This is a genomic window from Shewanella sp. ULN5, assembly GCF_030731885.1.
GTDB lineage: Bacteria > Pseudomonadota > Gammaproteobacteria > Enterobacterales > Shewanellaceae > Shewanella > Shewanella holmiensis.
The window spans coordinates 61417-86677 of the sequence record NZ_JAPJEE010000013.1 but is presented as its reverse complement, the minus strand read 5'-3'; the positions used below and the strand labels follow the sequence as shown (position 1 = coordinate 86677).

At 42.4% G+C, this 25261-nt stretch carries 15 protein-coding genes and 1 pseudogene; 8 read left to right on the top strand and 8 right to left on the bottom strand.

The annotated features are described in order from the left end of the window. Positions 1-283, bottom strand: a pseudogene (locus tag ORI98_RS13210) (hypothetical protein); the annotation flags it as partial. Between the two features lie 320 nt (positions 284-603). On the opposite strand from ORI98_RS13210, the gene ORI98_RS13205 reads away from it, so the two are divergent. The 4 genes from ORI98_RS13205 to ORI98_RS13190 all read left to right on the top strand — a co-directional run bounded on the left by ORI98_RS13205 (position 604) and on the right by ORI98_RS13190 (position 4973). Then, a complete protein-coding gene (locus ORI98_RS13205; protein ID WP_306135507.1) occupies positions 604-990 on the top strand; it encodes a nitrous oxide-stimulated promoter family protein in 387 nt (128 codons plus the stop codon). Positions 991-1074: 84 nt separating this feature from the next. Then, entirely contained in the window at positions 1075-1974 is a 900-nt protein-coding gene (locus tag ORI98_RS13200; protein ID WP_306135506.1) for a hypothetical protein, read from the top strand. Between the two features lie 23 nt (positions 1975-1997). Beyond that, the gene (locus tag ORI98_RS13195) at positions 1998-4070 is read left to right on the top strand and encodes a prolyl oligopeptidase family serine peptidase (RefSeq protein WP_371931163.1); all 2073 of its coding nucleotides are present in this window, start codon (positions 1998-2000) and stop codon (positions 4068-4070) included. 324 nt (positions 4071-4394) lie between these two features. Beyond that, positions 4395-4973 (top strand): lipid-binding SYLF domain-containing protein, encoded by a 579-nt coding sequence (locus ORI98_RS13190; protein ID WP_261297628.1) that lies wholly within the window; start codon positions 4395-4397, stop codon positions 4971-4973. A gap of 126 nt (positions 4974-5099) precedes the next feature. On the opposite strand, the gene ORI98_RS13185 is transcribed toward ORI98_RS13190, so the two are convergent. Continuing rightward, a complete protein-coding gene (locus ORI98_RS13185) occupies positions 5100-7793 on the bottom strand; it encodes a TonB-dependent receptor domain-containing protein (protein ID WP_306135505.1) in 2694 nt (897 codons plus the stop codon). Between the two features lie 772 nt (positions 7794-8565). On the opposite strand from ORI98_RS13185, the gene ORI98_RS13180 reads away from it, so the two are divergent. After that, positions 8566-8715, top strand: coding sequence for a family 20 glycosylhydrolase (locus ORI98_RS13180; RefSeq protein ID WP_306135504.1), 150 nt, complete (start codon positions 8566-8568; stop codon positions 8713-8715). Between the two features lie 41 nt (positions 8716-8756). Continuing rightward, entirely contained in the window at positions 8757-8960 is a 204-nt protein-coding gene (locus ORI98_RS13175; protein ID WP_306135503.1) for a chitobiase/beta-hexosaminidase C-terminal domain-containing protein, read from the top strand. A gap of 625 nt (positions 8961-9585) precedes the next feature. Here ORI98_RS13175 and ORI98_RS13165 read toward each other — a convergent pair. The 3 genes from ORI98_RS13165 to ORI98_RS13155 all read right to left on the bottom strand — a co-directional run bounded on the left by ORI98_RS13165 (position 9586) and on the right by ORI98_RS13155 (position 13638). Beyond that, positions 9586-10179 carry a hypothetical protein gene (locus ORI98_RS13165; protein WP_306135501.1) on the bottom strand — a complete coding sequence of 198 codons (594 nt, stop codon included), beginning with the start codon at positions 10177-10179 and terminating at the stop codon, positions 9586-9588. A gap of 175 nt (positions 10180-10354) precedes the next feature. Continuing rightward, positions 10355-12685, bottom strand: coding sequence for a YgiQ family radical SAM protein (locus ORI98_RS13160; protein WP_306135500.1), 2331 nt, complete (start codon positions 12683-12685; stop codon positions 10355-10357). 557 nt (positions 12686-13242) lie between these two features. Further along, a complete protein-coding gene (locus tag ORI98_RS13155) occupies positions 13243-13638 on the bottom strand; it encodes an MAPEG family protein (RefSeq protein WP_261297643.1) in 396 nt (131 codons plus the stop codon). Between the two features lie 315 nt (positions 13639-13953). On the opposite strand from ORI98_RS13155, the gene ORI98_RS13150 reads away from it, so the two are divergent. Both ORI98_RS13150 and ORI98_RS13145 read left to right on the top strand, forming a co-directional pair. Continuing rightward, on the top strand, positions 13954-15174 hold the full coding sequence (locus ORI98_RS13150) for a threonine/serine exporter ThrE family protein (RefSeq protein WP_261297644.1): 1221 nt from the start codon (positions 13954-13956) through the stop codon (positions 15172-15174). A gap of 240 nt (positions 15175-15414) precedes the next feature. Further along, a complete protein-coding gene (locus tag ORI98_RS13145; protein WP_306135499.1) occupies positions 15415-17088 on the top strand; it encodes a hypothetical protein in 1674 nt (557 codons plus the stop codon). Positions 17089-17481: 393 nt separating this feature from the next. Here ORI98_RS13145 and ORI98_RS13140 read toward each other — a convergent pair whose 3' ends face one another. The 3 genes from ORI98_RS13140 to ORI98_RS13130 form a co-directional block, all read right to left on the bottom strand. After that, positions 17482-18948: a carbon starvation protein A gene (locus tag ORI98_RS13140; RefSeq protein WP_261297646.1), complete on the bottom strand. Its 1467-nt coding sequence runs from the start codon at positions 18946-18948 to the stop codon at positions 17482-17484. Between the two features lie 306 nt (positions 18949-19254). Continuing rightward, on the bottom strand, positions 19255-20190 hold the full coding sequence (locus ORI98_RS13135; protein ID WP_261297647.1) for a diguanylate cyclase domain-containing protein: 936 nt from the start codon (positions 20188-20190) through the stop codon (positions 19255-19257). Then, on the bottom strand, positions 20190-25091 hold the full coding sequence (locus tag ORI98_RS13130; protein ID WP_306135498.1) for a PAS domain S-box protein: 4902 nt from the start codon (positions 25089-25091) through the stop codon (positions 20190-20192). Before ORI98_RS13130 ends, ORI98_RS13135 begins: the two co-directional genes overlap by 1 nt. Between the last annotated feature and the right edge of the window lie 170 nt (positions 25092-25261).

Here is a 25261-nt window from a genome sequence, read left to right as displayed (position 1 = left end):
CTGGCTCTGGCTCTGGCTCTGGCTCTGGCTCTGGCTCTGGCTCTGGCTCTGGCTCTGGCTCTGGCTCTGGCTCTGGCAGGGGAGTAACCACTGACGCTGGCGCTGGGTCAATGACTTTCGTAACAGATTTTTCGGCTTCATCTAATGCATTAATTTCTGCATCGGTGCGATTTAGTGGTGCTGAAGATTCATTCTCAGACGTCTCTTGCTGCGCAGTCTCTTTGGCGCGATAAAATAAATAGACCCCTATCGCAACTAGAATAATGACTATAATCACTTTCATTCAATGTACCTTGTCATAACGCGATTTACCGCGTAGTAGTTATTGTGCTCGTTTGCATGTCTCTAGTTATAGCATAAATTTAACGCTGCTTTTTTGAGCATACACGGTTATTAGTAATCTAATCACCATCAACAAATCAAGTATTTAAAGGATTTAACTGTAACAAAGCATTCAGTTTGTGCTCAGGAGCCCATTTTGTGTGATTGATAATGTAAATTTGATATTTTTTTGCGGCCCATCACGCGCTTCATAACTCAACTTGTTTAGCTTGATGTGGCGACTTACACTCTTAATAGTTGAGTAAAATACTAAGGTATCATATGGCGGTTTCTGAATTACTGTCGGGAAAGTTACTGTATGAGTTTCGCACCATTGGCGCTATGGTCGAAATATATTGTCGTGCCCATCACCCGTTAAAACCCAGCAAAGGTGTGTGTGTTTCTTGTCAGGAGTTTCTCACCTATGCAGAAACCCGCCTTGATCGCTGCCCCTATGGCCAAGGTAAGCCCACTTGCAACAAGTGCCCAGTGCACTGTTACAAACCCCATATGAAACAAAAAGCTCGCGAAATAATGCTTTATTCTGGCCCTAGAATGCTACTGCCGCACCCCATTATGGCGATCAAACATTTACTAGCAGAGCGCCAACCCACTCCTGGAAAACCACCTGAAGGTGTGAGTAACCGACATCTACGCAAATTAAGCTAATAATCTAAAATGCTATCTTCAAGAGTTTATTAGCTTCAATTATGCATTTTAGGGTAAGATTCGCTTTCAACATTGAGAGTGAAAATGACAGAATACAAAGATATTTTTATTCAAGCCTACTGGTGGCTATCTTTACTCGGCGGAGTCCATTGCTTTGGCGTGGCGTTGTATATTCGTGTTTTGCATCAAAGTCCCAATGCCAACCATAAGTCACTTGCTGGAGTATTTGCGTTAATTGGTTTTTACTTTTTAACGGGGATCTTCACTAAAGAGTCCTCTCCAATTCCCGTTCACCTCATGTTAACCCTGTTCTACCCTATCTATTTTTTGCTGATGCCTTTGTTATACATCTATAGTAAACAAAGTTTGTATACTGAGCGATATCAGGCAAACTACTTAAAACACTTTATTCCTGCGTTGTTAATCGCAATGATTACCAGCTCGGCGATATTATTTCGCATCGGCATTAAGCCTAATACCAGTGATGATGCCATCACCACGCTAGCAGATTTGAGCCACATTAATATTTTCGCCCTAGTCTTACCGTGTTTTATTTTGCTGCAAACCATCATTTATTTTGTGTTAATTTACAAACTACTCATTAATACACACAAGCAAAATAAACTCACAAATCCCCCTGCAGTTCTCGATATTAATTTTCGCTGGATTTGTATTCTTTGTAGCGCACTCTTATTAAATTGGATACTCAGACTGGCACTTATCTATTTACCCTTTTATTTTGGTGATTCGACATTTTTACTTCAACAACAAGCTATTACTCGCTTAAGTTTACTGGTCACCATTTATGCTTTGGCCTTTTATGGCTTACACCAGGTGACTCGCACAGCCTATTTAAAAGGGCTAGCGACACAAGCAAATATTAATACCCAGAAATTAACCAAAACACCTATTTTAGATGCAGATGAAATGAGTTATCTGCAAGATGTCATTGCTAACGAATCCCCTGATAAACATAAAGATTAAAACGATAAATACCAAGGAACCCCATGCGCATTCACTCTTATATCGGCATGCTCGCCATCATGCTTTCAAGTCCACTGGCTCACCATGTACAAGCGGCAAGCCCTAAACCGCCTCGCTCACATGCGATTACCATTGATGATTTTTTCGATATTGGTCAAATGCAAAATGTCGCTATCAGCCCAGATGGTAAACATGCGGTATGGCTAGAAAGTCGTTGGGATAAAGCTCTTGATAAAGCACAGTCTGATTTATGGCTAATCAACACTCAAGATAAGCAAACCCAGCGATTAACCTTCAGCCACGAAAATGAATCAAGCCCCGCGTGGAGCCACGATAGCCGCTTTATTTACTTTTTGTCGTCTCAACAAAAGGAAGAGGCTAAAGCCCCGTTTAATGGCAAAAATCAGGTATTTCGAATTGCATTAAACAACTTCGCCATTCAGCCAATAACAGCTGAAGACTTAGGTGTGAATGCATTCCAATTAAGCGCAGACAGTAAATCACTGTATTTTTTGGGTAACAAACAGTCTGTCGACACCGATATTTGGGCCGATATGCGCGCTAGCCATGCTACGCCGCAGTATGCCCATGGCAAACGTGACACTAATCCCTTAAAAGTACTCAGTTTAAGTAGCTTTAAACAACGCACACTCATTGATGATGACAAAGTGGTGTGGGAATTTAACGTTAATGGCAGTGGCAGCAAAATCGCTCGTATCACCACCAGCGATAACGAACTGATATTTTTAGAAGGTTGGTCTGACATTGAAGTTTATGATGTTAAAACTGCCAGTAATACCGTGCTTGATGATCAACTTTGGCGCCAGAATGCCCCATCGCCTTACGGCTGGTTGTTAGGCTTAGATTGGCATCAAGATAACCAACAACTGGCCTTTCGGATTGATTTTGATGGTTATCCTGGCAAATTATTTATCGCTAACACTCAATTATCAACGCCTATATTAGAAGTAAAACCTGTGGGTAAAACCACTTTTCAGGGTGGTGACATTCAATGGCGTCCTAAAAGTAATGAAATATGTTATCTGGGCGCACAAGTCGCGCGCACTAAACTGCTGTGCAGCCAAATCAATAAAGGCACGGTAGGTAATACCCGCAATGTCTTAGCGGGTGATACCGTTGTGGGCAGTTACAGCTTTAATGCCTCAGGTAAGCAAGTCGCTTTTAGCCATAATGGCTTAAACCATTTTCATGACTTATTTATTGCCGATGCAGACCATAGGCGCAGCCAATTTAAGCGGTTAAGTAACATTAATCCTCAGGTCGATAGCTGGCAATTACCGCAAATATCATTAGTAAGCTGGCAAGCCCCTGACGGCACAACCGTTGAGGGCATTTTAGAACTGCCTTATGGTTATAAAGCGGGCAATGGTAAATTACCTTTAGTGGTACAAATTCATGGCGGCCCAACGTCTGCCACCCCTTATTCATTACAGCACCGCTCATATGGACGCACCACATTTGCGGCCAACGGTTGGGCGTTATTATCGCCAAACTATAGAGGTTCAACCGGCTATGGCGATAAATTTTTAACTGACCTTATCGGTAATGAACATCAAATTGAAGTTGCCGATATTATGGCTGGAGTCGATAAGCTGATTGCTGATGGCATAATAGATGGCGACAAAATGGCCGTAATGGGATGGAGTAACGGCGGCTATCTTACTAATGCGCTGATCAGCACCACAGATCGCTTTAAAGCAGCGAGTTCAGGTGCGGGGGTGTTCGATCAACGTCTTCAGTGGATGCTTGAAGATACGCCAGGCCATGTGCTGAACTTTATGCAAGGTTTACCGTGGGAGCAACCTCAAGCCTATGACAAAGCTTCATCACTGACCTATGCCAACAAAATTACAACTCCTACCTTGATTCATATTGGTGAGAAGGATCATCGTGTGCCTGTCGGTCACGCTCAAGGACTTTATCGCAGCTTAAAGCACTATTTAAATGTACCTGTGGAGCTGATTGTTTATCCTGGTGAAGGACACGGTTTAAGCCATTATCAACACCGCAAGGCTAAGATGGAATGGGATAAAAAATGGTTTGAACACTATGTGCTGAAGCAAGAGCCAATCTAGCAAAACAAAGTATGCAAAATAATGCAGCAATATTGTTAAATTAATCTTCATCTTTAGCGGTACGAAACAACCACAATATGCTAACTTAACTTCAACTCGGGTTAATAGATGGGCTCAATAAGCTGAATTCAACAGATTTAGCTAATTTTGTAGCCAAGTTGTCATTTGTTTTGCAAACAAGGCACATAAACACGTCAATAGCAGGCCTATTGCACGTTAATAAAACGCAGTTAGCAAGACAAATGATTGTTTGGTAAGCGTTTATTATCCCAAGTTGAGGTTAACTAAAACGCATTATTACTAATGCTACACATTGAGGTGTTTATGAACCGTTTTCTTGCATTATGCAGCGCAGCTATTGTTAGCTTATCTGTGTTGTTTAGCCCAATAAGTTTTGCTGATGACTCCAGTTACAGCAACGCGATCACTAATTTTCAAAAAGCGCCAGAAACCCAAGCATTTTTCAATACCGCCTATGGCTATGCACTCTTTCCCACTGTCGGTAAAGGCGGCATGCTCATCGGCGGTGCTTACGGTAAAGGTAGGGTTTACAAAGGTGGCATGCACACTGGAGACTCAAGCTTAACTCAGGTTTCGATTGGTTTTCAATTAGGTGGACAGGCATATAGCGAGATCATTTTCTTCAAAAATGCCGAAGCATACAACGACTTTACCAGCGGCAGTTTTGAGTTCAGTGCTCAAGCATCAGCTGTTGCAATTAATTTGGGGGCCAGCGCTCAAGTCGGCACTACAGGTAACTCAGCAGGAGCCGGACAAGCAGGCAGCAATCATGCTGCTAAAGCAGTATATATGAATGGCATGGCGATCTTTACCGCAGCCAAAGGCGGATTAATGTATGAAGCGGCTTTAGCGGGTCAATCATTTACCTTTGATGCCAAGTAACCCTAATGACCTAGCGTTTATTTAGCTTCAATCTATTTTAAAATCTTGCTCTGAGCGCACGATATTAAGAGACTAAAAAAGGCCGCTTATGCGGCCTTTTTAGTCGTGCTCATTTACTCAACTGGCTTAGAAAGCTTGGGTGTATGACATCCAATATGAACGACCGATAATGTCATAAATACTGCCGTTATAACTACCGTAAGCATCAAAGCTTGGCTCTTCATCAGTCAGGTTGTTGATACCCGCTGAAACTGTACTATTCCATGGCGTCGCATAAGAATAGCTCAAGGTATGATAAATCAAAGAGTCAATTTCGTAGCTGCCACCATCATCATTGATATCGGTTGTTGACTGATTATCTACATAGTCAGCTTGATAATAGACACTATGATCGCCGACCAAGTAATTGGCCGAAAAGTTAATCCGGTCATCAGGGTAGTCTTGTGTACCGCTCCAGTTGCGTGAAATCGTTTGTACTCCGCCTTCAGGGCTAGAATCGGTGTATTTTAAGTAATGAGACCAAGCAAGACCTAGCTTGAATTCACCAATTTCAGAGTCAAATGTCGCAGCAAACTTAGTATCAATACCCTCACGCGTACTCAAGCCAATATTTTGCAATACGTTGGTCATCGAAGTGAGCTTACCGGCACCATTTTGCGATATTGAAGTACCAGGATAAATCGCGCTGACATCGGGGCGCGGTTGACCTGCCTCGTCGGCAGCCTTCCACAATACAGCTTGCGTTCGAGTTATTTCGCTGTTGTTCACTGAGCCGATTAGCCCTGTCGTTTCAAGTGACCAGTAATCCATGGTCATATTGAAATTATCAGCGATATCCCACACCATACCAAAGTTATAACTTTCTGACTCTTCAGGTCCCAAATTCTCATTACGTTCAGTAGACACAGGAACGTTATCGATAATACTGCACCCATCGATACCTAAACCGTCTTCATAACATTTGAGGTAGTTGGTCACATTGAGATAGCCAACGCTGGTTGACTGATTAAGGTCTTCTAATGTTGGCGCTCTAAAGCCTGTTCCGTAGGATGCACGTAACAACAAGGGTTCGAACACATTATATCGAATCGAGAATTGTGGATTGAAAGTCCCACCGAAATCTGAGTAATCATCGTAACGTGCTGCAAGGTTAAGCTCTAGATTATCAAGAATAGGGAAAGCCATCTCCATAAATACCGCTGTCACATCACGATCACCACTACCACCAGCACCACCACTACCACCGGCAATCAGACCTGCGGCATCTAGCGCATCAACTTGAGAATCTAACTTCTCTTCACGGTAAGAGGCACCGACATATAAACCTGTTGAACCGCCCGCAAGATCAAATAGTTCAAAACTCAAACCACCATCAATATCTAAAGCGCTACTGGTTAAACGCGCATCAGAGTTAGCCGTGGCACCACTTGGCATGTCTGAATTAGGATCTCGTGGATCCCAACCGTCGAAGGTATTAGTGGTATCATTCCACGCACCGACAAGATCGGTTGTTGCACCTTTTAACTGATAACCCGTTCCCCATTTAAAGACATCATATTTGTTATATGACACAGAGGCATTCCAATCAAAGCTGTCTGTTGTACCGTCTAGGCCGACGAGGAAGTCATAAATGTTGTCAGTACTTTCACGAACGCGATTACCCGCTGTGTCGAAACGGTAAAGCATTGCACCGCCTTCTGGAACAGCTCGTAAATCTAGCCCCTCTGCAGTCGTGTACGCGGGCATCGCTTGTGGAAATTGAATATATCCTGGAATAGGTGCTGAAACATCTGTTGTCGTATTTGATGCCCAGTAAGCTCGAGCCGTTAACTGAATATCATCACTTACATCATAATTGTAATTAATCAGTGTTGAGGTGCGTTCTTGATCGACATCATTGTAAGCTGCTTTAGTGTAGTCGTAAGCACAGGATTTCTCTCCGGCATAGTTACTGTCATTTAACGGACCTTTAAAGTTGTCACCATAAATATCTTTACAGTCTAAATCCGCATTAGTAAATGGCGTTTGGTATTCCCAACCACCATTTGGCCCCATATCAATAGTGCGACCAGTTTGACTTAAACCAATCCAGCTTCTGAAATCACGCGGATCTTCACCATCTTTAACATGCGCTGCGGTATAAGGGCGCTCAGAAAATAAAATGCCTGACTTTTTGAAATGCTCGATAGTGAACATCAAGTGACCCTTGTCAGAGCTTAACCCCCCCGTAAATGAGGCTGAATGATTGTCGCCACCACCCTCGGCATCAGGTTCTTCGGCGCGTAATTTCACTTCAACACCTTCAAAGTCTTTCTTCAAAATAATGTTAATTACGCCCGCTATCGCATCAGTACCGTAAATGGCTGAGGCCCCATCCGATAAAATCTCGATACGCTCAACTGCGGCTGTTGGAATGGTATTAATATTTGTCGCACCACCACCTAAAACAGGTGACTTAGCCATACGCTTACCGTTAAGCAAGGTGAGAGTGTGACTGGCATCAGCACCTTTTAGCTGAATCGTAGCCTGTGATGACCAGCTATTGTTCGACGTACCACCATAAGAACCAAACGAGTTTAATGTCGATGCCCTTAGTGCATCACCCACGGTAGAAAAACCGGCGGTAGCCATATCGTCAGCAGTAATGGTTGTAACAGGAGTCGCCCCTTCCATATCGACACGCTTTAGACGTGAGCCTGTAACTTCGATGCGTTCCACATTGCTGTCTGTATCAGTCTCTACAGCATATGCAGGCATAGATAATGCGACGATACCGCCACAAGCCAAACTCACAAGTTTAGCTATTTTATTAAACTTCATGCTTCCGTTCTCCCAAGTCTCTTTTTATAAGTTTTATATGTTCATTGCTTCTATATCGCAGCCGTATTAATCGTAACGCTACAAAGCAGTAACACATTTAACATATATTATATATTGTATGCAATATGCAAGGATTTGAGTGTGCGAATACAATTGCAGTTAAATTGACTTATTAGTCAAAATACGTCCGCAGTTGGATATGGGGTAGAATTATTGCTCTGTTTTTTAAACACAAAGTGATTAACCAAAACAACGACCGATGACTAAATAATCATTTAAATAAAATTACGTTTATGTGTAAATTTTATTACATAGGGTCAGAGTTCGAAGGGAAACGTGTTTGAATCTAATCTATCGCCTGCCGCAGGCTATTGTGCAAGCACGACTGTGACACGCTACAAGTTCATCCCTGAAAGCTCGGCCATGACATCCATGTCATTGACGGTCACCGCCGCGCTTACACCCGCCATTTTCGCCTCTTCGATTGAATATTTTATATAGCTAAAAGTAAAAGCATTAAAGGCCTTACCATTATCGCTGGGATACGGTCATATCAACACCTGAAGCCACCTATTTTGACTTCCCATATCAAGCACACCCAAAAGAACCTGGAAACCATTGGACAGCAAGAAACATTAGCACCCGTAAAGTGTTTGAATTCATGCCAGATAATCTACCTGCTCACGCCGAGTTTTGGTTTGACAGCACCAATCACCCCTAACGTGCTGATGTCAGCCAAACTCCGCTTGCACCAGGCGTGTGCTACAAAGGTATGCAGGGACAATTATGGAGTGAGATGATAAGAAGTGATCAACAAGCCGAGTTTATGTTTTTTCCACGTCTACTCGCCTTAGTCGAGCGCGCTTGGCATAAAGCAGAATGGGAACTTGAATACGACTACTCAGGTAAGGTCTACGTTTAAAAACAAGCCACTTTACCCAACAAGCACAGCAAGCAAGAGAGGTGGACTGGCAGCGATTCGCGACTACCGTTGGCAATAAAGAGTTAGCGAAATTAGCAAAATCTGACGTCTTTGATCGCATCCCTACCGTTGGCGCTAAAATTGAAGACGGTCATTTAAAAGTCATCGTCCCCTTCCCCAATATTACCATTGAATATCAGCAAGTCTTAAATCAAAGTGATATTGATAAAGCTCAAGCAACCTAACCAAGGCGCAGCGGAATGGATACCTTACACCTCTGAGATAAAAGTAAACGGGTCAATAAATATTAGAGCCATAAGTGCTGACGGCATACGTAAAGGCAGGACGTTACATTTGTAGCCTTCAGCAAGTACCATTTCTACAGCACGGCGCATTGCTCAGGTTTACGCTTAACGGTTTCAACTGGGTAACCCTTGGCAGGCTGCTATCTTGTGATTTGTTGCTCGCGTTAGCTAGCTGAATAATTTGCTCTCACCCCCTATTGGGGTGATCACATCTTGTACCCAATAAAAATGGCTACCTGAGGTAGCCATTTTTATTTTTATTCTCATAGCTAGTGGCAAACCATACAAACATTAATTCACGTTTAGTCGATTAACGTAGCCCAATACTTCATTGGTACTTATTGCCTGCCACAGGCCTTAGTGCAGATAATCCAGCGAGACGCCGCAAGCACTTCCCTGTGGGCTTAACCAAAACATCCCTGTTTTTGATACTCGCTGGCTCATCTGCACCTGAATTTTTATTTCCCGAAGAAGTATCTGCACATAGGCTTCTGCGGCTAGCAATAGGCTACCTTGCCGCAGAAGTATTTACACGTTAAGCCTTGCGTATGCTTTCAGCAAAAACTTACTTATGCCCCCAAGGCGTTGGTGGTAATGCGACGGGTTTGGTTAAGTCAAAGTCGACTCTGAAATCGCGTGATTCGCGCGTCAGGCGATAGGTAAACGTATTCGGCTCAATATACATGTGCCATACATTGGTGACTGACTGGTCTAAGCCATTCTCTTTGAAGTTAGCAATCGACTCAGCATCAACCGGAAACGACTGTTGGGTAACAGTACCGGAATCTGCAGTATCACCACCGTACATAGTGACTTTATCTTCTGTGCCATCTTGATGGCGATGATCATGCTTTAAACGTAAACCGTTATCTGTTTTGGTGATCACCCAAGTACGCGAGTGATCATCGCCCACATGAAAAGGCACTTTTAATTCGGTGTCACTACATTCACGAACGTGCATCACCAATTTTTTGCCGCTAAAACCATCATCAGCACTGCTACCTGAGGTCACAACGCCTTCATATGCTTTGCCACAGTGGGCGGATAAAGCATCAAAATATTGATTTTGAATATCATCTGCCGCAAGGCTTGAAAAAGACAACAATGAGCTGGCGAGTATTGATACTGATATGGCGGTGTTGATAGGAGTTATTGTCATTATTATGCCTATTAATATGGATAAGAATGGCAACCATAGCAGTTTTTTTTGAATTGAACCTGAATAAGTGCTGCCAAACAAAGCTGCTTCATTAGGATGAGGCCAACATACAAGTAATAAAAAGCCATGCACTTAACGGCACGGCTTTAATGGTCCAAACACTTAACGTGATAGCTTAGCGCTTATGCTTTGACGGTGTCGCCCAGCCATTTGTTTTGCCTGAACCACTTTTATTGCTTGCAGGTTTACGAGACGGCTTGCTCTGGTTCTGACTTGCGTTAGCCTGAGACGTCGCTTTTGGCTTAGAAGACGCTTTGGCGTTGGTTTTTCCCGCTGCGTGATCGTCACCACCTTTGCGGTCATCAAATTGATTTGACGAGAATCGTGTCATCGCTTTTTGACCTGTTTGCTTATTCGCTGCAGCCTTTGGTTTTTGTCCCCATTTAGGGCGATTTTGTTCATTACGCGTTTCTGGCGGCACTAAACAATGCGGACTATTGCCGATGAGAGACTCTTTACCCATTGCAATTAACGCCTCACGGATCATCGGCCAACCTGCTGGATCGTGATAACGTAACAAGAATTTATGCAATTTACGTTGGCGACCTTTTTTAGGCACACTGACTTGCTCACTGGTGTGTTTCACGTTTTTAAGTGAATTCAGCTCAGTGTGATAAATCGTGGTCGCGTTTGCCATGGGTGATGGATAAAAGTTTTGCACCTGATCTAATTTGAATTTTTGCCCTTTAAGCCATAATGCCAAATTGACCATATCTTCGTCGGTGGTACCTGGATGCGCCGAGATAAAATACGGAATTAAAAATTGCTCTTTACCGGCTTCTTTAGAGAACTTATCAAACAACTCTTTAAACTTGTCGTAAGTGCCCATTCCCGGCTTCATCATTTTACTTAATGGGCCTTCTTCTGTATGTTCTGGGGCAATTTTTAAATAGCCACCCACGTGATGCTTGGCCAATTCTCTAATGTAGTCTGGGTCTTCAATGGCTAAGTCATAACGCACACCCGAAGCGATAAGCACTTTTTTAATGCCCGGCACATCACGCGCGGCGCGATATAAATCAATGGTGTGTTTATGATCTGTGCCTAAATGGCCACAAATAGAAGGATACACACAAGATAAACGTCGGCAGGTTGTTTCTGCTTTTACGCTGGTACAGCCTAAACGGTACATGTTGGCTGTTGGGCCACCAAGATCAGAGATCACCCCAGTAAATCCAGGGACTTTGTCTTGAATGTCTTTAATTTCTTTAATAATTGATTCTTGTGAACGACTTTGAATAATCCGCCCTTCGTGCTCTGTAATCGAACAGAACGAACAACCACCAAAACAGCCTCGCATGATGTTAATCGAAGTTTTGATCATGTCATACGCGGGGATTTTTTCTTTGCCATAGACCGGATGCGGCACTCGCTGATACGGCAAGTCAAAAACGGCGTCCATTTCGTCGGTATTTAATGGCCATGCCGGCGGATTAACCCACACCCCGCGGTTAGCGTCATGGGGCTGAAATAATGCTCTGGCACAACCTGGGTTTTGCTCTTGATGCAAAATACGTGAGGCATGGGCATATAGATATTTATCACCGGCGACTTTGTCGTAAGCAGGTAATAACACGTAGGTTTTTTCCCACGGCTTAGGGCGTGGTGGCTGAATGCTGATTGCTTTGGGCGCATCGTTATCAAAAATTTTCTTGTCGCTTGGGCCAGATAATTTTTCACAACCAACATCATCTGCGCCATAGGGATTAGGAATGGGGTCAATTTTATGCAGCTGATCTATTTTACGCGAGTCCATACCACGCCAACCTGGCATAGCCTCTTTGCGCATGACGGCGGTACCGCGAACATCGTCAATGTCACTAATGGCTTCACCACTTGCGATGCGGCGAGCAACTTCCATTAACGGACGCTCAGCGTTGCCGTAAACTAAAATATCGGCTTTGGCATCAAAAATAACACTGCGACGGACTTTATCTGACCAGTAATCATAGTGGGCAATACGGCGTAAGCTGGCTTCAATACCACCGATAACAACAGGCACATCTTTGAATGCTTCTTTACAGCGTTGAGTGTACACAGTGACCGCTCTGTCTGGGCGCTTACCGCCAATATCACCAGCAGTGTATGCATCATCATGGCGTAATTTACGGTCAGCGGTATAACGATTGATCATCGAATCCATGTTGCCAGCTGTCACACCGAAAAAGAGATTGGGCCTACCCAATTGCATAAAATCTTCTTTGCTTGACCAATCTGGCTGAGAAATAATCCCAACACGATAACCCTGAGCTTCTAACATGCGCCCAATAACGGCCATACCAAAACTGGGGTGATCCACATATGCATCACCCGTTACAATAATAATGTCGCAACTATCCCATCCCAGCTTGTTCATTTCTTTACGAGACATAGGCAGAAATGGTGCCGTGCCAAAGCTTTCGGCCCAAAACTTGGGATAACTAAATAATGTCGACTCAACTTGCATGTGTATGACCTAAAAAATTGAAAAATACGCCAATATAAGCGGACGCGGAGTATATCAGTTGGTAAGGGGTAAGTGTGACTAAAAAAGCAGCAGATGTGAAATATTTTTGCGTCTTTAGTATCGATAAAACCCTTATAAAATAAGTGGAAATAACAAAGTTCCACTTTTTTATGTAGTTAGAGCTTATTGGAGGTGGCTAAGCTTTGCAGGTTGAATTTCAATTGAGTTAAAACATGTTAATTGAGGAAAATGAATTAATACCAAGTCCTCTAAACTAAAGCCATTCAACAAGAATACAGCATGAGCCGAACGCTTAGGATAGCTATTTTCTGCTATGCGCAACTACCACATGTTGTGATGTTACATAAATTCGCGCTAACACAGTGACGAGAGTGCCGTAACAAAAGGTCAACTAAGCCATTTTGGCTGGTTTCAGAATCAGCTTTTAAAATAGTAAACCACCCTATCTTGCTTATGCTGCAGGCTTATATCAACAAAAAACGCTTACCTACAGCACATGTTGACCACGAAAATCGGCGATACAGCCGCTATTTATGCTAAAAACCTAAAAAGAAACCTATATTGCTTACTGCTAGGCTTAATAGAATAATCCAGGTTAATAACACCCCCCAAAAACGTCCCCAGTGATATCCACCTTTACCTTGAGTTAACCCAATAGCATGAATTAGCCGTGCGAACACCCAAAGAGAGCCAAAACAATGCAACAGATATTCGGGCATATTATGGGTTTCAGCTACGGCAAGTAGGATTAATACAATAGGCGCATTTTCAACTAAATTACCGTGCACTCTGACCGCTAGAGCTAAATCTTTATTATCGCCATTGCCAATCCCGACCGCATTTAAGCGTCGAAACTTAACGACTCTGTAGGCAAGTGCAATGATCAATAATGCTGTTAAGCTGGCGTATAAACCTGTGATGAATAATGTCATGCGTGATCCTTAATATTATTGTCACATCATGATAACGATATATGCATACACTATTCTAGTGGAATAAATCTGATGTTAACCGACTCTTGCACTGACTATATTTATTTACTACCACGACGGCTGTCTGTTTTAACGTTCAGCAAAGCTGAGACTGAAATAAAGTCGTTAACCATACAGCCGGAACTAAAAATGAAAGCGCTCACAAATAAGCAACTAGCCAAGCAAAAGGTAAATACTTTATCGATTAATCGTTAAGGATCAGTTACTATTCGCTGCATTATTAACCCACCCAAAATTAAGAGTGACTGACGACCAGTGGATAATCAAGACTTTATCGAAAAGCGTAGATTTATCATAAAATTAGGTAAAGCTTTACATAAGTTTGGTACGCCAGCTTATCGCCTTGAATCGCATTTACAAACTGTGTCTCACACCTTAGGTATCGAGGGTTACTTCCTGATATCGCCCACCTCGATGACGTTTGTTTTACAACATGACACCGAACAAGAATATAACCATGTGGCAAGGGTTAAACCCGGCGATTTAGATTTAGGCTCATTAGCACGTACTTTTGAGCTCGTCGAAGAACTCAGCTCAGGCCAGCGGACCCTACAGGAAGCGCTCGATAGGTTAGAAGAAATTGCCAACAAACCTAACCCTTACGGTCATAAATTAACTTTATTAGCTTTTGGAAGTAGTGCAGGTGCTTTCGCAATGTTAATGGGCACGGGCTGGCATGATGTTTTTTGGTCTGCCATGTTAGGCTTAATTGTTTATGGTTTGGTGTTTTGGGCTGAACATTCAAAACGAGTCGCAGAAATGCTAGAACCCTTGGCCGCTGTCGTTGTGGCTATTTTAGCTTGTGCTATTGCCCAATTTGATGCCAGCATCAATCTGCCTGTCACCATTTTATCAGGCATTATTATCTTCATTCCCGGTCTGGCACTGACACTCGGGCTAGCAGAATTAGCCGCGCGGGACTTGATATCAGGTACAGCTAGAATTATGGATGCGGTAATGCAGTTATTTAAACTGTATTTTGGCGCTGTACTTGGCATGACCATAGGTAAAGCCATTTTTGGTGACGCGATTTATATCGAGCCCGAACCGTTACCTAGATGGGCGATTTGGTCTGCTGTCCCCATGTTGTCTATGTCATTAGTGATCATCTTCAAAGCACGATTAAAAGATTCGCCATGGGGAGTATTTGCCGGTATTGTGGCGTTTTTCTCAGCTATGTTAGGTGGCATTTATTTAGGCGAATCTATCGGTATTTTTGTGGGGGCACTGGCTGTAGGAATTTACTCCAATTTATATGCCCGCTGGATGAAAGCACCCGTATCTATTGCTTTGTTGCAAGGGATTGTCATTTTAGTACCCGGCAGCAAAACCTATATAGGGCTTAATGCTCTGATATCGGGAGAGACCATGTTGAATCAAGCTCATCTAGGCTCGCAAATATTTTTAATATTCATGTCACTGATTGCAGGATTAATTTTTGCCAACGTAGTGGTACCGCCTCGACGTTCGTTATAATGTTGTCTAAATACCTCATGTTTAAGGCAGCAGACAATGCTGCCTTAATCCTTTACCGCAAGATAAAATCAGCTAAAACTGATCTCCAGCAACACATCAAAAAGCAATACAGATAAAAACGTTTAAACACTTGACTATAAAACGATTCAGGTGTGTTATTACTTCTACGAATTAACAGAAATATTACAACATTTTTTTATTTCTATCGTACCCAAATAATAAGAATGATAAGGATCACCTATGACCAAAGTTTGTTGTACAGCACTTAGTGTCGCCTTATTATTAATCCCATTATCGGTATCAGCTACTGTTTCAAACACTGTCGATTCATCACAAATTAAAGACGATACAGACACCACAAAAGCTGCGGGTTCAGATGCCCCTTCAAGGGTAAAAGTCAGTAAAATTGTCATTCAAAGTCACCCTATTTTCGATGAGTCGGACCCTGAATCATTCTTTATTCATCGCTGGGCAAACTACCTGCACATTAATACTACCGATGCCACTATTATAGATAATTTAAGCTTTGAGGTGGGTGAGGAGGTTTCTCAACGAGATTTAGAAGAAGCCCAGCGTTTATTGCGTTCAGAATCCTATATCCGTGATGCAAAAATTACTGTCGCACAAAAAGCTCCAGATGCCGATGCCGAAACAGACCAAACTATTTTAGTAGAAACATGGGACAACTGGTCGCTGTTACCTACTGTCAGCTTGAGTTCAAGTGGCGGTAACACTAAGTACTCGTTTGGTGTAAAAGAGGATAACTTACTGGGCTTGGGGATCAACACCCGTATAAAATACCAATCCGATGAAGATAGAACCGGCTATAAATTTGCTTTTAGCGCACCAGTTAAAGTGATCAAACATGCTTATGTTGCCGCAGATTTTTATGATAATAGTGATGGGCAAGCCACTTCATTGGCTTTTTATAAACCCTTTTATGCCCTAAACACCCAAAATATGTATGTGGCGGCATGGTCAAATGATAAACGTATTGATACTTTAAGACAAAATGGTATCGACGTTAATGAGTTTGAGCATAACTTAAATTACGCCACATTAGGTTATGGCTGGTTATTGAGTAAAGAGGCCGATGAATTAACACGCTTTACTTTTGGTATTACTCAAGATAAGCATCAATTTGAAAATATTGAAACTTACCCGCAAACTGACTTACCTTTTGACCGTGACTTTATCTATCCTTGGGCAGGATTTGAATATTTACAAGATGATTTTACCGTTTTGAATAACATTCATTTAATCGGTAATAATGAAGACTTTAATTTAGGTTGGCACCATACAATTAAGCTTGGCTTAGAAACTAACGATATTGCTGATGGTTCAAACCTAGGTTACCACCTTAATGTGTTAAGTAGCCGTGGATGGCAGTCCGATGCACATCTTTTTTTACTTAAGCTAACCGGTGAAGCGGATATCGCTACCAGCCAAGCTGATTTTTATAATGTTTCGCTAGCCTCTGAATACTTTTATAACATCACTGACAAATGGACTGCTTTTGCGAAGGCAAGCATTGCTTCGTCAAATAATAACTATCTTGATCGCACCTTCGCCTTAGGTGATGAAACAGGTATTCGTGGTTATCCAAATGACTATCAACATGGCGATAATCAATGGACATTTACCGCAGAATTAAGAAACTATCCCAATATCAATTTATATCAATTAGCTGATTTAGGCTGGGCACTTTTTTCCGATGTCGGCCAAGCATTTGGTGGCACAGATGAGTTTAATGAAACTAACAATCCTATAGGTAGCATAGGCATTGGTGCGCGAATTTACTCATCTAAATCTAGCTACGGCAATATAGCTCATATTGATATCGCCAAGCCCTTCACCTCAGGCCAAGATGTTAATGACTGGGAATTTAGATTCCAGATTAAAGACCACTTCTAACCCTTTGCCTTTGCCTTTGCAAAGGTACATGTGATGCTGCATTTTTCGCTTGATAGTCATCAACATCCGTACGCAACTGGTGCTTGTTAAACGATTCATTCCATAATATTAACCGCCCTAGCAGGAACTTTCCCACTCCCATGCAAGCACACCACTGCTATGACAGCTATTTATTTATGCTAAGCAAAGGCTATCGAATATTGTTAAATTCTCGGAACCGGCAGTGACTCAATTGTCGCGGTAAGCGTTATAAAGGAAGGTTAATTAGCATCACTCAAAGAATGTTGAGCCGTAGAAGTAAGTTAAGGTTATAGGTTGCTAATGAATGTAAACTTCAATGCTAGTCAAAAAAAAGACCTTGCATAAGCAAGGCCTTTTATTGCCAGAACAGACTTATGCTGCGACAGGCTTACGCTTTTGGTGCGCAATGATTAACGCAATCAATGACACCACACCGACAGCAATACCCACGGGCTGACTTAACTCCATAGGTAGACCTAAACCAATACCTGCCGTCATGATATAAGACACGGTAATGCTTGTGCCGATAATCGCTGGAATGCTCACAATCCAATGGAATGTACCGCGATCAAATAGGTACTTAGTCGCTAACCACAACACGCTGGTTGATAACAACATGTTAGAGAATGCGAAATAACGCCAGATTAAGGTGAAATCAATCTTAGTCATAAAATAAGCGATGGTTAAAATAGGCACTGCCAGTAATAAACGATTGCGCATACTTTGCGGAATGTTAAAGGCGTCAATAATGGTTAAACGTAATGAACGGAATGCCGTATCACCAGACGTGATGGGGAAAATCGCCACAGCAATAATCGCCATAATGCCACCCATTACCCCCAAGTAGCTGGTTGCTACCTGGTTCACCACTAATCCTGGACCACCTTGATCAAGGATCTCTTTAAGTTCAACATATCCACCAGGGAACGCTGCTATACCGGCTGTAGCCCATACACACGCAACAATACCCTCAGACATCATCGCACCAAAGTAAACCGGACGAACATATTTCTCGTTGGTTAAACAACGCGCCATAATCGGTGCTTGAGTCGAATGGAAACCACTGATTGCACCACAGGTAATGGTAACAAACAGTAATGGCCACACTGGCAAGCCATTTGGGTTTGGCTCAAGTAAATCATTGTTGTAGTGGCTATGATCAAAATAGGCTAAAAAGTCATCAGCCATCGGTAAATGTGGCGCGTTCATTAATAATGCCACCGCTAATGAAAGGGTCATGACTATCATTAACAAGCCAAATACTGGATATAATTTAGTGATGATTTTATCAATCGGTAGCATGGTAGCTAGAAAGTAATATCCTAAAATCACCAACACCCAAAAGGTATTGCCGCTTAAGAATGTCCCTTCAAAATAGCTTAAATTACTTAATAAACCAGCTGGGCTCATAATGAATACAACGCCCACAAAAAACAGTAGCATTGCAGTAAATACCAGCATCACGCCTTTAAAGAACACGTTAAAGTAATGCCCTGCAATTTCAGGCAAACTTTTACCGTCTTCTTTAATGCTTAATACACCTGAGAAGTAATCATGAACCGCGCCGCCTAAGATGTTGCCAATCACAATCCACACTAGCGCGATTGGACCATATAAGGCCCCCAAAATAGGACCGAAAATTGGACCGACGCCGGCCACGTTTAAAAATTGAATTAAGTAAGCTTTAACAGGATGCACTTCAACATAATCAACGCCGTCGCTAAAACGAGTTTGTGGTGTTTTGGCTGTTGGGTCGATTCCGGCTTGGCGTTCTACAAAGGGGCTATAGAATTTATATGCAAGCACGAGCAATGCAATACATATGAAAAAGATCAGCATAGAGATTGTCCATTTAGGTAGGCAGTTATAGTACTGTGCAGTGTCAACGACTTACCCTGCTAGGTCAAGGTAGATAACCTTATACTAAGGTCTAATATAGGGGTGCTAGGTTCACATTTCCCCACTTAACCTTGCCGATTTATTGACCAGGCATATTGTTTCCTCATTGCAAGTGACTGTTAGTACCATTGTCCTAAAAATGAAGTGCCACAGCCCTAAAAATGTAGTGCCACAGGCCTAAAAATGGCGGCCCCGGCCAATCATCTCATAGCAGCGTTGGAGTGTGGTGCAACAAAAATGGCCCATTTACAATGAGGTGCCTTTCACTTGATTTCTACCGTCCTTTTTAGCCAAATAAAGCTGTTTATCGGCCTCATTCAACACATGTTCCCATGAAGAATCAAGCTTAGGAAAAATGGTCGACACCCCTGCACTAATGGTCACTGAATCTGAGATAGTTGATTCTGCATGCTCTATCGCTAAGTCCTGCACCGCAGATATCATTTTTTGGGCTATCGATAACGCTCCATCAAGGTTAGTATCAGGTAAAATACACACAAATTCTTCGCCACCATATCGCGCAACAAGATCATATGGACGCCCCGCTACACCACGAATAGCTTGAGCCACCGAGCGCAGGCAATCATCACCTTGTTGATGGCCATATTTATCGTTATAGCGCTTAAAAAAGTCGACATCCAACATAACCAAAGACATTGGCTGATGGTGACGAATGCAATGACGCCAAGAATCAGGCAAAGAGCGTTCAAACTGACGTCGATTAGCCACTCCGGTCAAACTATCCTGTAGCGCTATGGCCCTAAGTAAATCAGAGTGTCGCTTTAACAAAAACTGATTTTGCACTCTTGCGGTGGTAATGATGCTGTTAATTGGTTTATGAATAAAATCTACCGCGCCTAATTGAAACCCTTTGACCTCTTGCTCTTCATCAAAATGAGCCGTGATAAAAATAATCGCAGTATTTGCGGTCCTTGGATCCGACTTTAGTGCTTCACATACCTCAAAACCATTCATGCCTGGCATTTCAATATCCAGTAAAACCACATCAGGATGTACGTTATTACACACTTCAAGCGCCTGTTTTCCTGTTGTTGCCATGTACATATCGAATTCTTTATTAAACAATTGATGTAGAATTTTAATGTTGGTGGGTTGATCATCCACCAGCAAAATCTTCCCTTTTACATCATCGGCTAAATCCAATAATTGAGTTTGCAACATTAACTCACCTCCGTTTCAATCATAGTGAGTACCTCTAACGCTTTATCAAACTCTAGCGCTTGAACATGTGAATATAATTCTGGCCATCGTCGGTGGTGAGATAAGACACATGCTGTATCTTCAATAATCGTCATCGCTTCAAGATTACTCTGCTGCAACATCTGTTTTAATAACATGATGGTGTCATGCTCTCCCGCACCAATTGAACTGTTAGCGTTGGTTTGAAGCGCTACATGAGTCTCATTAGGGGACGATTCAGCAAGGTAATCGTTAAGGTGCTGCACGCTTTCTTGCGCTAAATCGCATAACCTATCAGTCCACTCATTCAATTGCTGTGCATTCGGCTCGCCTTGTTTGCATTGTGCTTCTATATAGGCGGTAAAGTTAGCTAAGGCCTTAGCACCAAAGTTACTTGAAAACCCTTTTAACCCATGACTTATTGCGGCTACCTGAGCCTTATTTTCTTTGGCAACGGCATCATGAAGTTGTTGTAATTGTTTATTCAATTCGATTTCAAACTCATGAGCCATCTTGTTGAAAAAGGCTTCGTTGCCACCAAAACGGCTGAGGGTTTGTTCTAGGCTGTCAAATAACGACTCATTTTCTGCGGGCGTTTCAACAACTGAGCTACCTAATTCAACTACGGAATTGTCGTACACAGAATGATTAAACTCACGCCCCACCAAGGTGAGTATGCTCGGGATAAGTTTTGGCATATCAATTGGCTTACCAATATGATCATTCATCCCTGCAGCGATACAATCAAGCCTATCGGACTGAGATGCGTTCGCTGTCATGGCAAGAATAGGTAATAACTCAAAACGGTTATCAGATCGAATAAGTCGTGTTGCTTCAAGCCCATCCATATCAGGCATCTGCACATCCATAATCACAATATCAAATGTCTGTTGGCTCTGGGTGACAAACGCAACGCCCTCTATGCCACCTTTTGCCAATACCACTTTAGCCCCCTCAAGGGTCAACAGCTCGTCAACAACTTGTCTATTTAGCTGATTATCTTCCACCACTAAGATGGTTAATCCTTGTAAGCGCTTTTGTGACAGCATTTGCACTGGGGACGACGCGACCTTGCCTGTTAGTACCAGATTAATGGACTCTGCGAGTAATTGCGATGTAACAGGTTTTGTTAAAAAATGCACAAAAGGTGAAAGCGCTTCAGAAGAGGGACTGCTTAATACCTCTTCACTGTAAGCAGTTAACATAATCACTGCGGGAGTAGCGATTTGTTGTGCTAAAGCAAGCTGTTGTAATTGCTGCGCCGTTTCAACGCCATTGAGAACTGGCATATTCCAATCCATCAGTACAATATCAAACGGTGTTTGCATGCCACTGGCTTGCTCATATTGTGCTATCGCCTCTACACCACTATAAACACATTGAACTTCACAACCAAAATCCTGCAAGATTTTGGCAAGAATATCTGTGGTTGTGTGATTATCATCCACCACTAAAATGCGTTTACCTTGAATATCAATGTTTACTTCTGTTGTGGTCGGCAATGCAGGCAGCACCACATCAAACCAGAAACAACTACCTTGCCCTAGCTCACTGGTAACAAGAAGATCACCCCCCATTAATTCCACTAAACGCTTACTAATAGCAAGCCCTAACCCTGTGCCGCCAAAACGTCTTGAGGTAGAAGATTCTGCTTGTTCAAAAACGGTAAAAATACGCCCAATTTGTTCTTCACTTATCCCTATGCCAGTATCTGTGATAGAAAAACGCAACGTTCTGTTGTGTTCTGTTGCTTCTAAACATTCAATGCCAACAATCACCTGTCCACTGTGGGTAAATTTAAGCGCATTACCCGCAAGGTTTATTAATACTTGTTGCAGCCTTAGTTTATCGATAAGTAGCCAAGATGGAATGTTAGGATCAAGATTAAAGATCACTTCCACATCTTGGTTACCTAAATTGCCCGACAATACTACCGCAAGATCGCGCATTAGCATTTCAATTTCGCAAGGTTGTGGATCTAACAGTAACTTACCCGCTTCAATTTTAGAAAAATCGAGAATGTCGTTTAACAAACCTAATAAGGATTTAGCCGCGGTTTGGGTTTTGGTAATATAGTCCTGTTGTTGGGCAGACATCGTCGTGTGTAGCATCAATTGCAACATACCCAGTACCGCATTCATCGGGGTGCGAATTTCATGGCTCATATTAGCTAAAAATGCCGATTTTGCCGCATTCGCTTCATCGGCCTGCTGTTTAGCTTCACGTAAGGTGACTTCAATTTCACGCTGCTCAGTCACATCAAGGTTAATACCTATCACTCTTACCGCATTACCATGTTTATCCCGCTCAATTTGCGCAGCGGCCTGCACATAGCGAACTCCACCATTTGACTTCAATACTCTAAATACCAGATCATAGGTGCCATGCCCCGCTATGGCATCTTGCAGTTTGCGCTCTGCCATCTCAGTATCATCCGGATGAACTTTTGCCAACCAGTGTTGATACTCCAACCCTTCATCACGCAATGTTAACGGCTGATCGTAAATAGCAAACATACGATCATTCCACTCTAAACTATTATCTTGTATGTTAAAGGTCCAAATACCCAGTTTGGCCACATCGGAGGCCTTGCTCAAATGGTTGCTGGCAGTTAATAGGGCTTCTTGTTGTAGTAACGTTTGGGTAATGTCTACCCCGATACCTAAGTAACCTAATATGTTCCCTGCACTATCGCGCATAGCCGTGACCGATAACGATACCTGACACTGTGAGCCATCTTTACGAACATAAGTCCAATTACGAGTTTCAGGCCCTTCTGTTTTCGCTTTATAAACAAATGTATCAAACCCTTCAATGCTAAAGCCATATTCGGCTGATAGCGCTATTGATCTGGCCTGTACTTCTTCATGTAAATGCAAACACGCTGGGCTAGTAATACCGACTAACTCACTGGCTTCATAACCTAATAACAACTCTGCACCGCGATTAAATATGGTGATTAGGCCATTTTCATCCGTGGCAATAATCGATATTTCCGACGCTGCATCCAACACACTAGAGAGCAACGAACTCAGTTGCGCTTTCTCAATTTGAGTAAATTTACGCTCAGTAATATCAGTACTTAAGGCAATAAAACGTTCGATATTGCCATTTTCATCCATCACTGGACCAATGACTGTGTCAAACCAATGAATATTGCCCTGTTTATCGCAATTACAAATTTCACCATGCCATGACTCACCTGATTTAATTTGAGCCCACATCGTTTGCCAGAAGACATCATCATGCTCACCCGACTTTAAAATAGAATGATTTTTACCTATTAGCTCTTCACGAGAGTAACCACTCATGCGGCAAAAATAGTCATTAACCTCTAGAATAATCCCATCTGTATCGGTGACAGTTGACACTAGTTGATTGTTTATCGATTTCAGCAACGCTTTGTTTTCTGAAACAGCTTGTAGTAATTCAGTGGTTCGCTCGGCAACCTTTAACTCTAAACTTTCATTTGATTTAATAATGCGTAGTTCCGCATCTTGTTGAGCGGTGATATCGCGAAGTGTTTGGCTTATACCTACAATATCCCCTTGCCCATCTATAATGGGTAAAGCTGTCATTGAGGTAGAGACTAATTTGCCATCTTTACATTGATGCTTAGACACCTGATTTAAAACCGTTTCACCGATTAACACTTTACGAAATGCCGCTTTCTCATGGTGTACTTTTTCTTTAGGCACAATAAGCGTTGCGCTGTCGGACCCCACGGCTTCTGATTCACTATAACCAAATAGCAACTCAGCCCCTTTATTCCAACTCGTCACCCTGCCTTCAAGATCATAACTAATAATGCCATCAAGCGAATGCTCCAGCATGTTAGCCCGTCGAGCCTGCTCAGCTAACATCTGTTGTTTACGTTGTATTGCTAACGACCATAAAAAGGCTAATGCGGCCAATAAAAGACTGAATACCGCAGTATAGGAAAAAATTAAACTTGGACGATTAAGGTGTAATTCATGAATAAATTCAGGATAGGCGGTAATTTTAAATTGCCATTTACGGCCAAACACTTCTTTATTAATGGTGTACTGGTACGGGGAATGAATATGGGTATCTTCTGCGTCGGTTTCATAAAATGGGATCGGATTATTCAGCTGGGTGATATCACTTAACTGCAACTTAGTCGTTTTTTGATATAAATCTAATCCGATCAAAACCTCATTCGTGACCAGAGGAGCGTAACTCCAGCCAAATGCCTCTGCTTCGCGCGCTTCAGTGGTCGTTGGTGTGGTTCCATTGCGATAAATTGGCATGAGAATCAAAAAAGATTGCAATGGCTTTCCGGTAGCTTGCACTAAGGTGATCGGTCCAGATAAGGTCACCTCACCCGACAACATCGCAGCATCAGCAGCATCACGGCGCTGTTTTTCTGAACCTATATCCAAACCAACAGCAGAATAGTTACGCTCTACAGGTTCAATGTATTGAATAACATATCGCTCATCATCATGGGGAGCAAGCTGACGAATGCCAAAAACAGGCCAACCATCTTGCTGAGCTTTTTCAATAAACTCGGCTTCTTGCTCAGGCAAGACTCTGCGGATAAAACCAAATCCACGCGCACCAGGAAACTCTTTATCTACTTCACGGGTTAAGCTATAACGAATAAACCCTTCACGCGACACATGATGTTCACCTGCCGTGGTAATCATGCCTCTTGCACCTCGTAAGCCATATTGATACAAGGTAATACGTTCTAAAACATTTCGGCTAATGTGTTCTGACGTTGACTGAAGTGCCTTTTTTATAGCCAAATCATTGGCTTCATTGATCCACCACGTTAGCCCTACGCTGATGACTAAGCCAATAATCAACACACCTGAGCCTAATTTAGCTGCTTTTTTAAAGCCAAAAGACAAATTCATAATCGCCAAATTTCTTAAAATCATAGAGTTATGATTTTGGACTAGTCAGCAAGATTTCGCCAGCCGAATAACTAACAATAAATAAAACATCGTCATACAAAAGTAAAAAGCGATAAGACACAAAACAACAAGTGGTTGGATGAAATGATACTGACTAGGCTTAATCATGC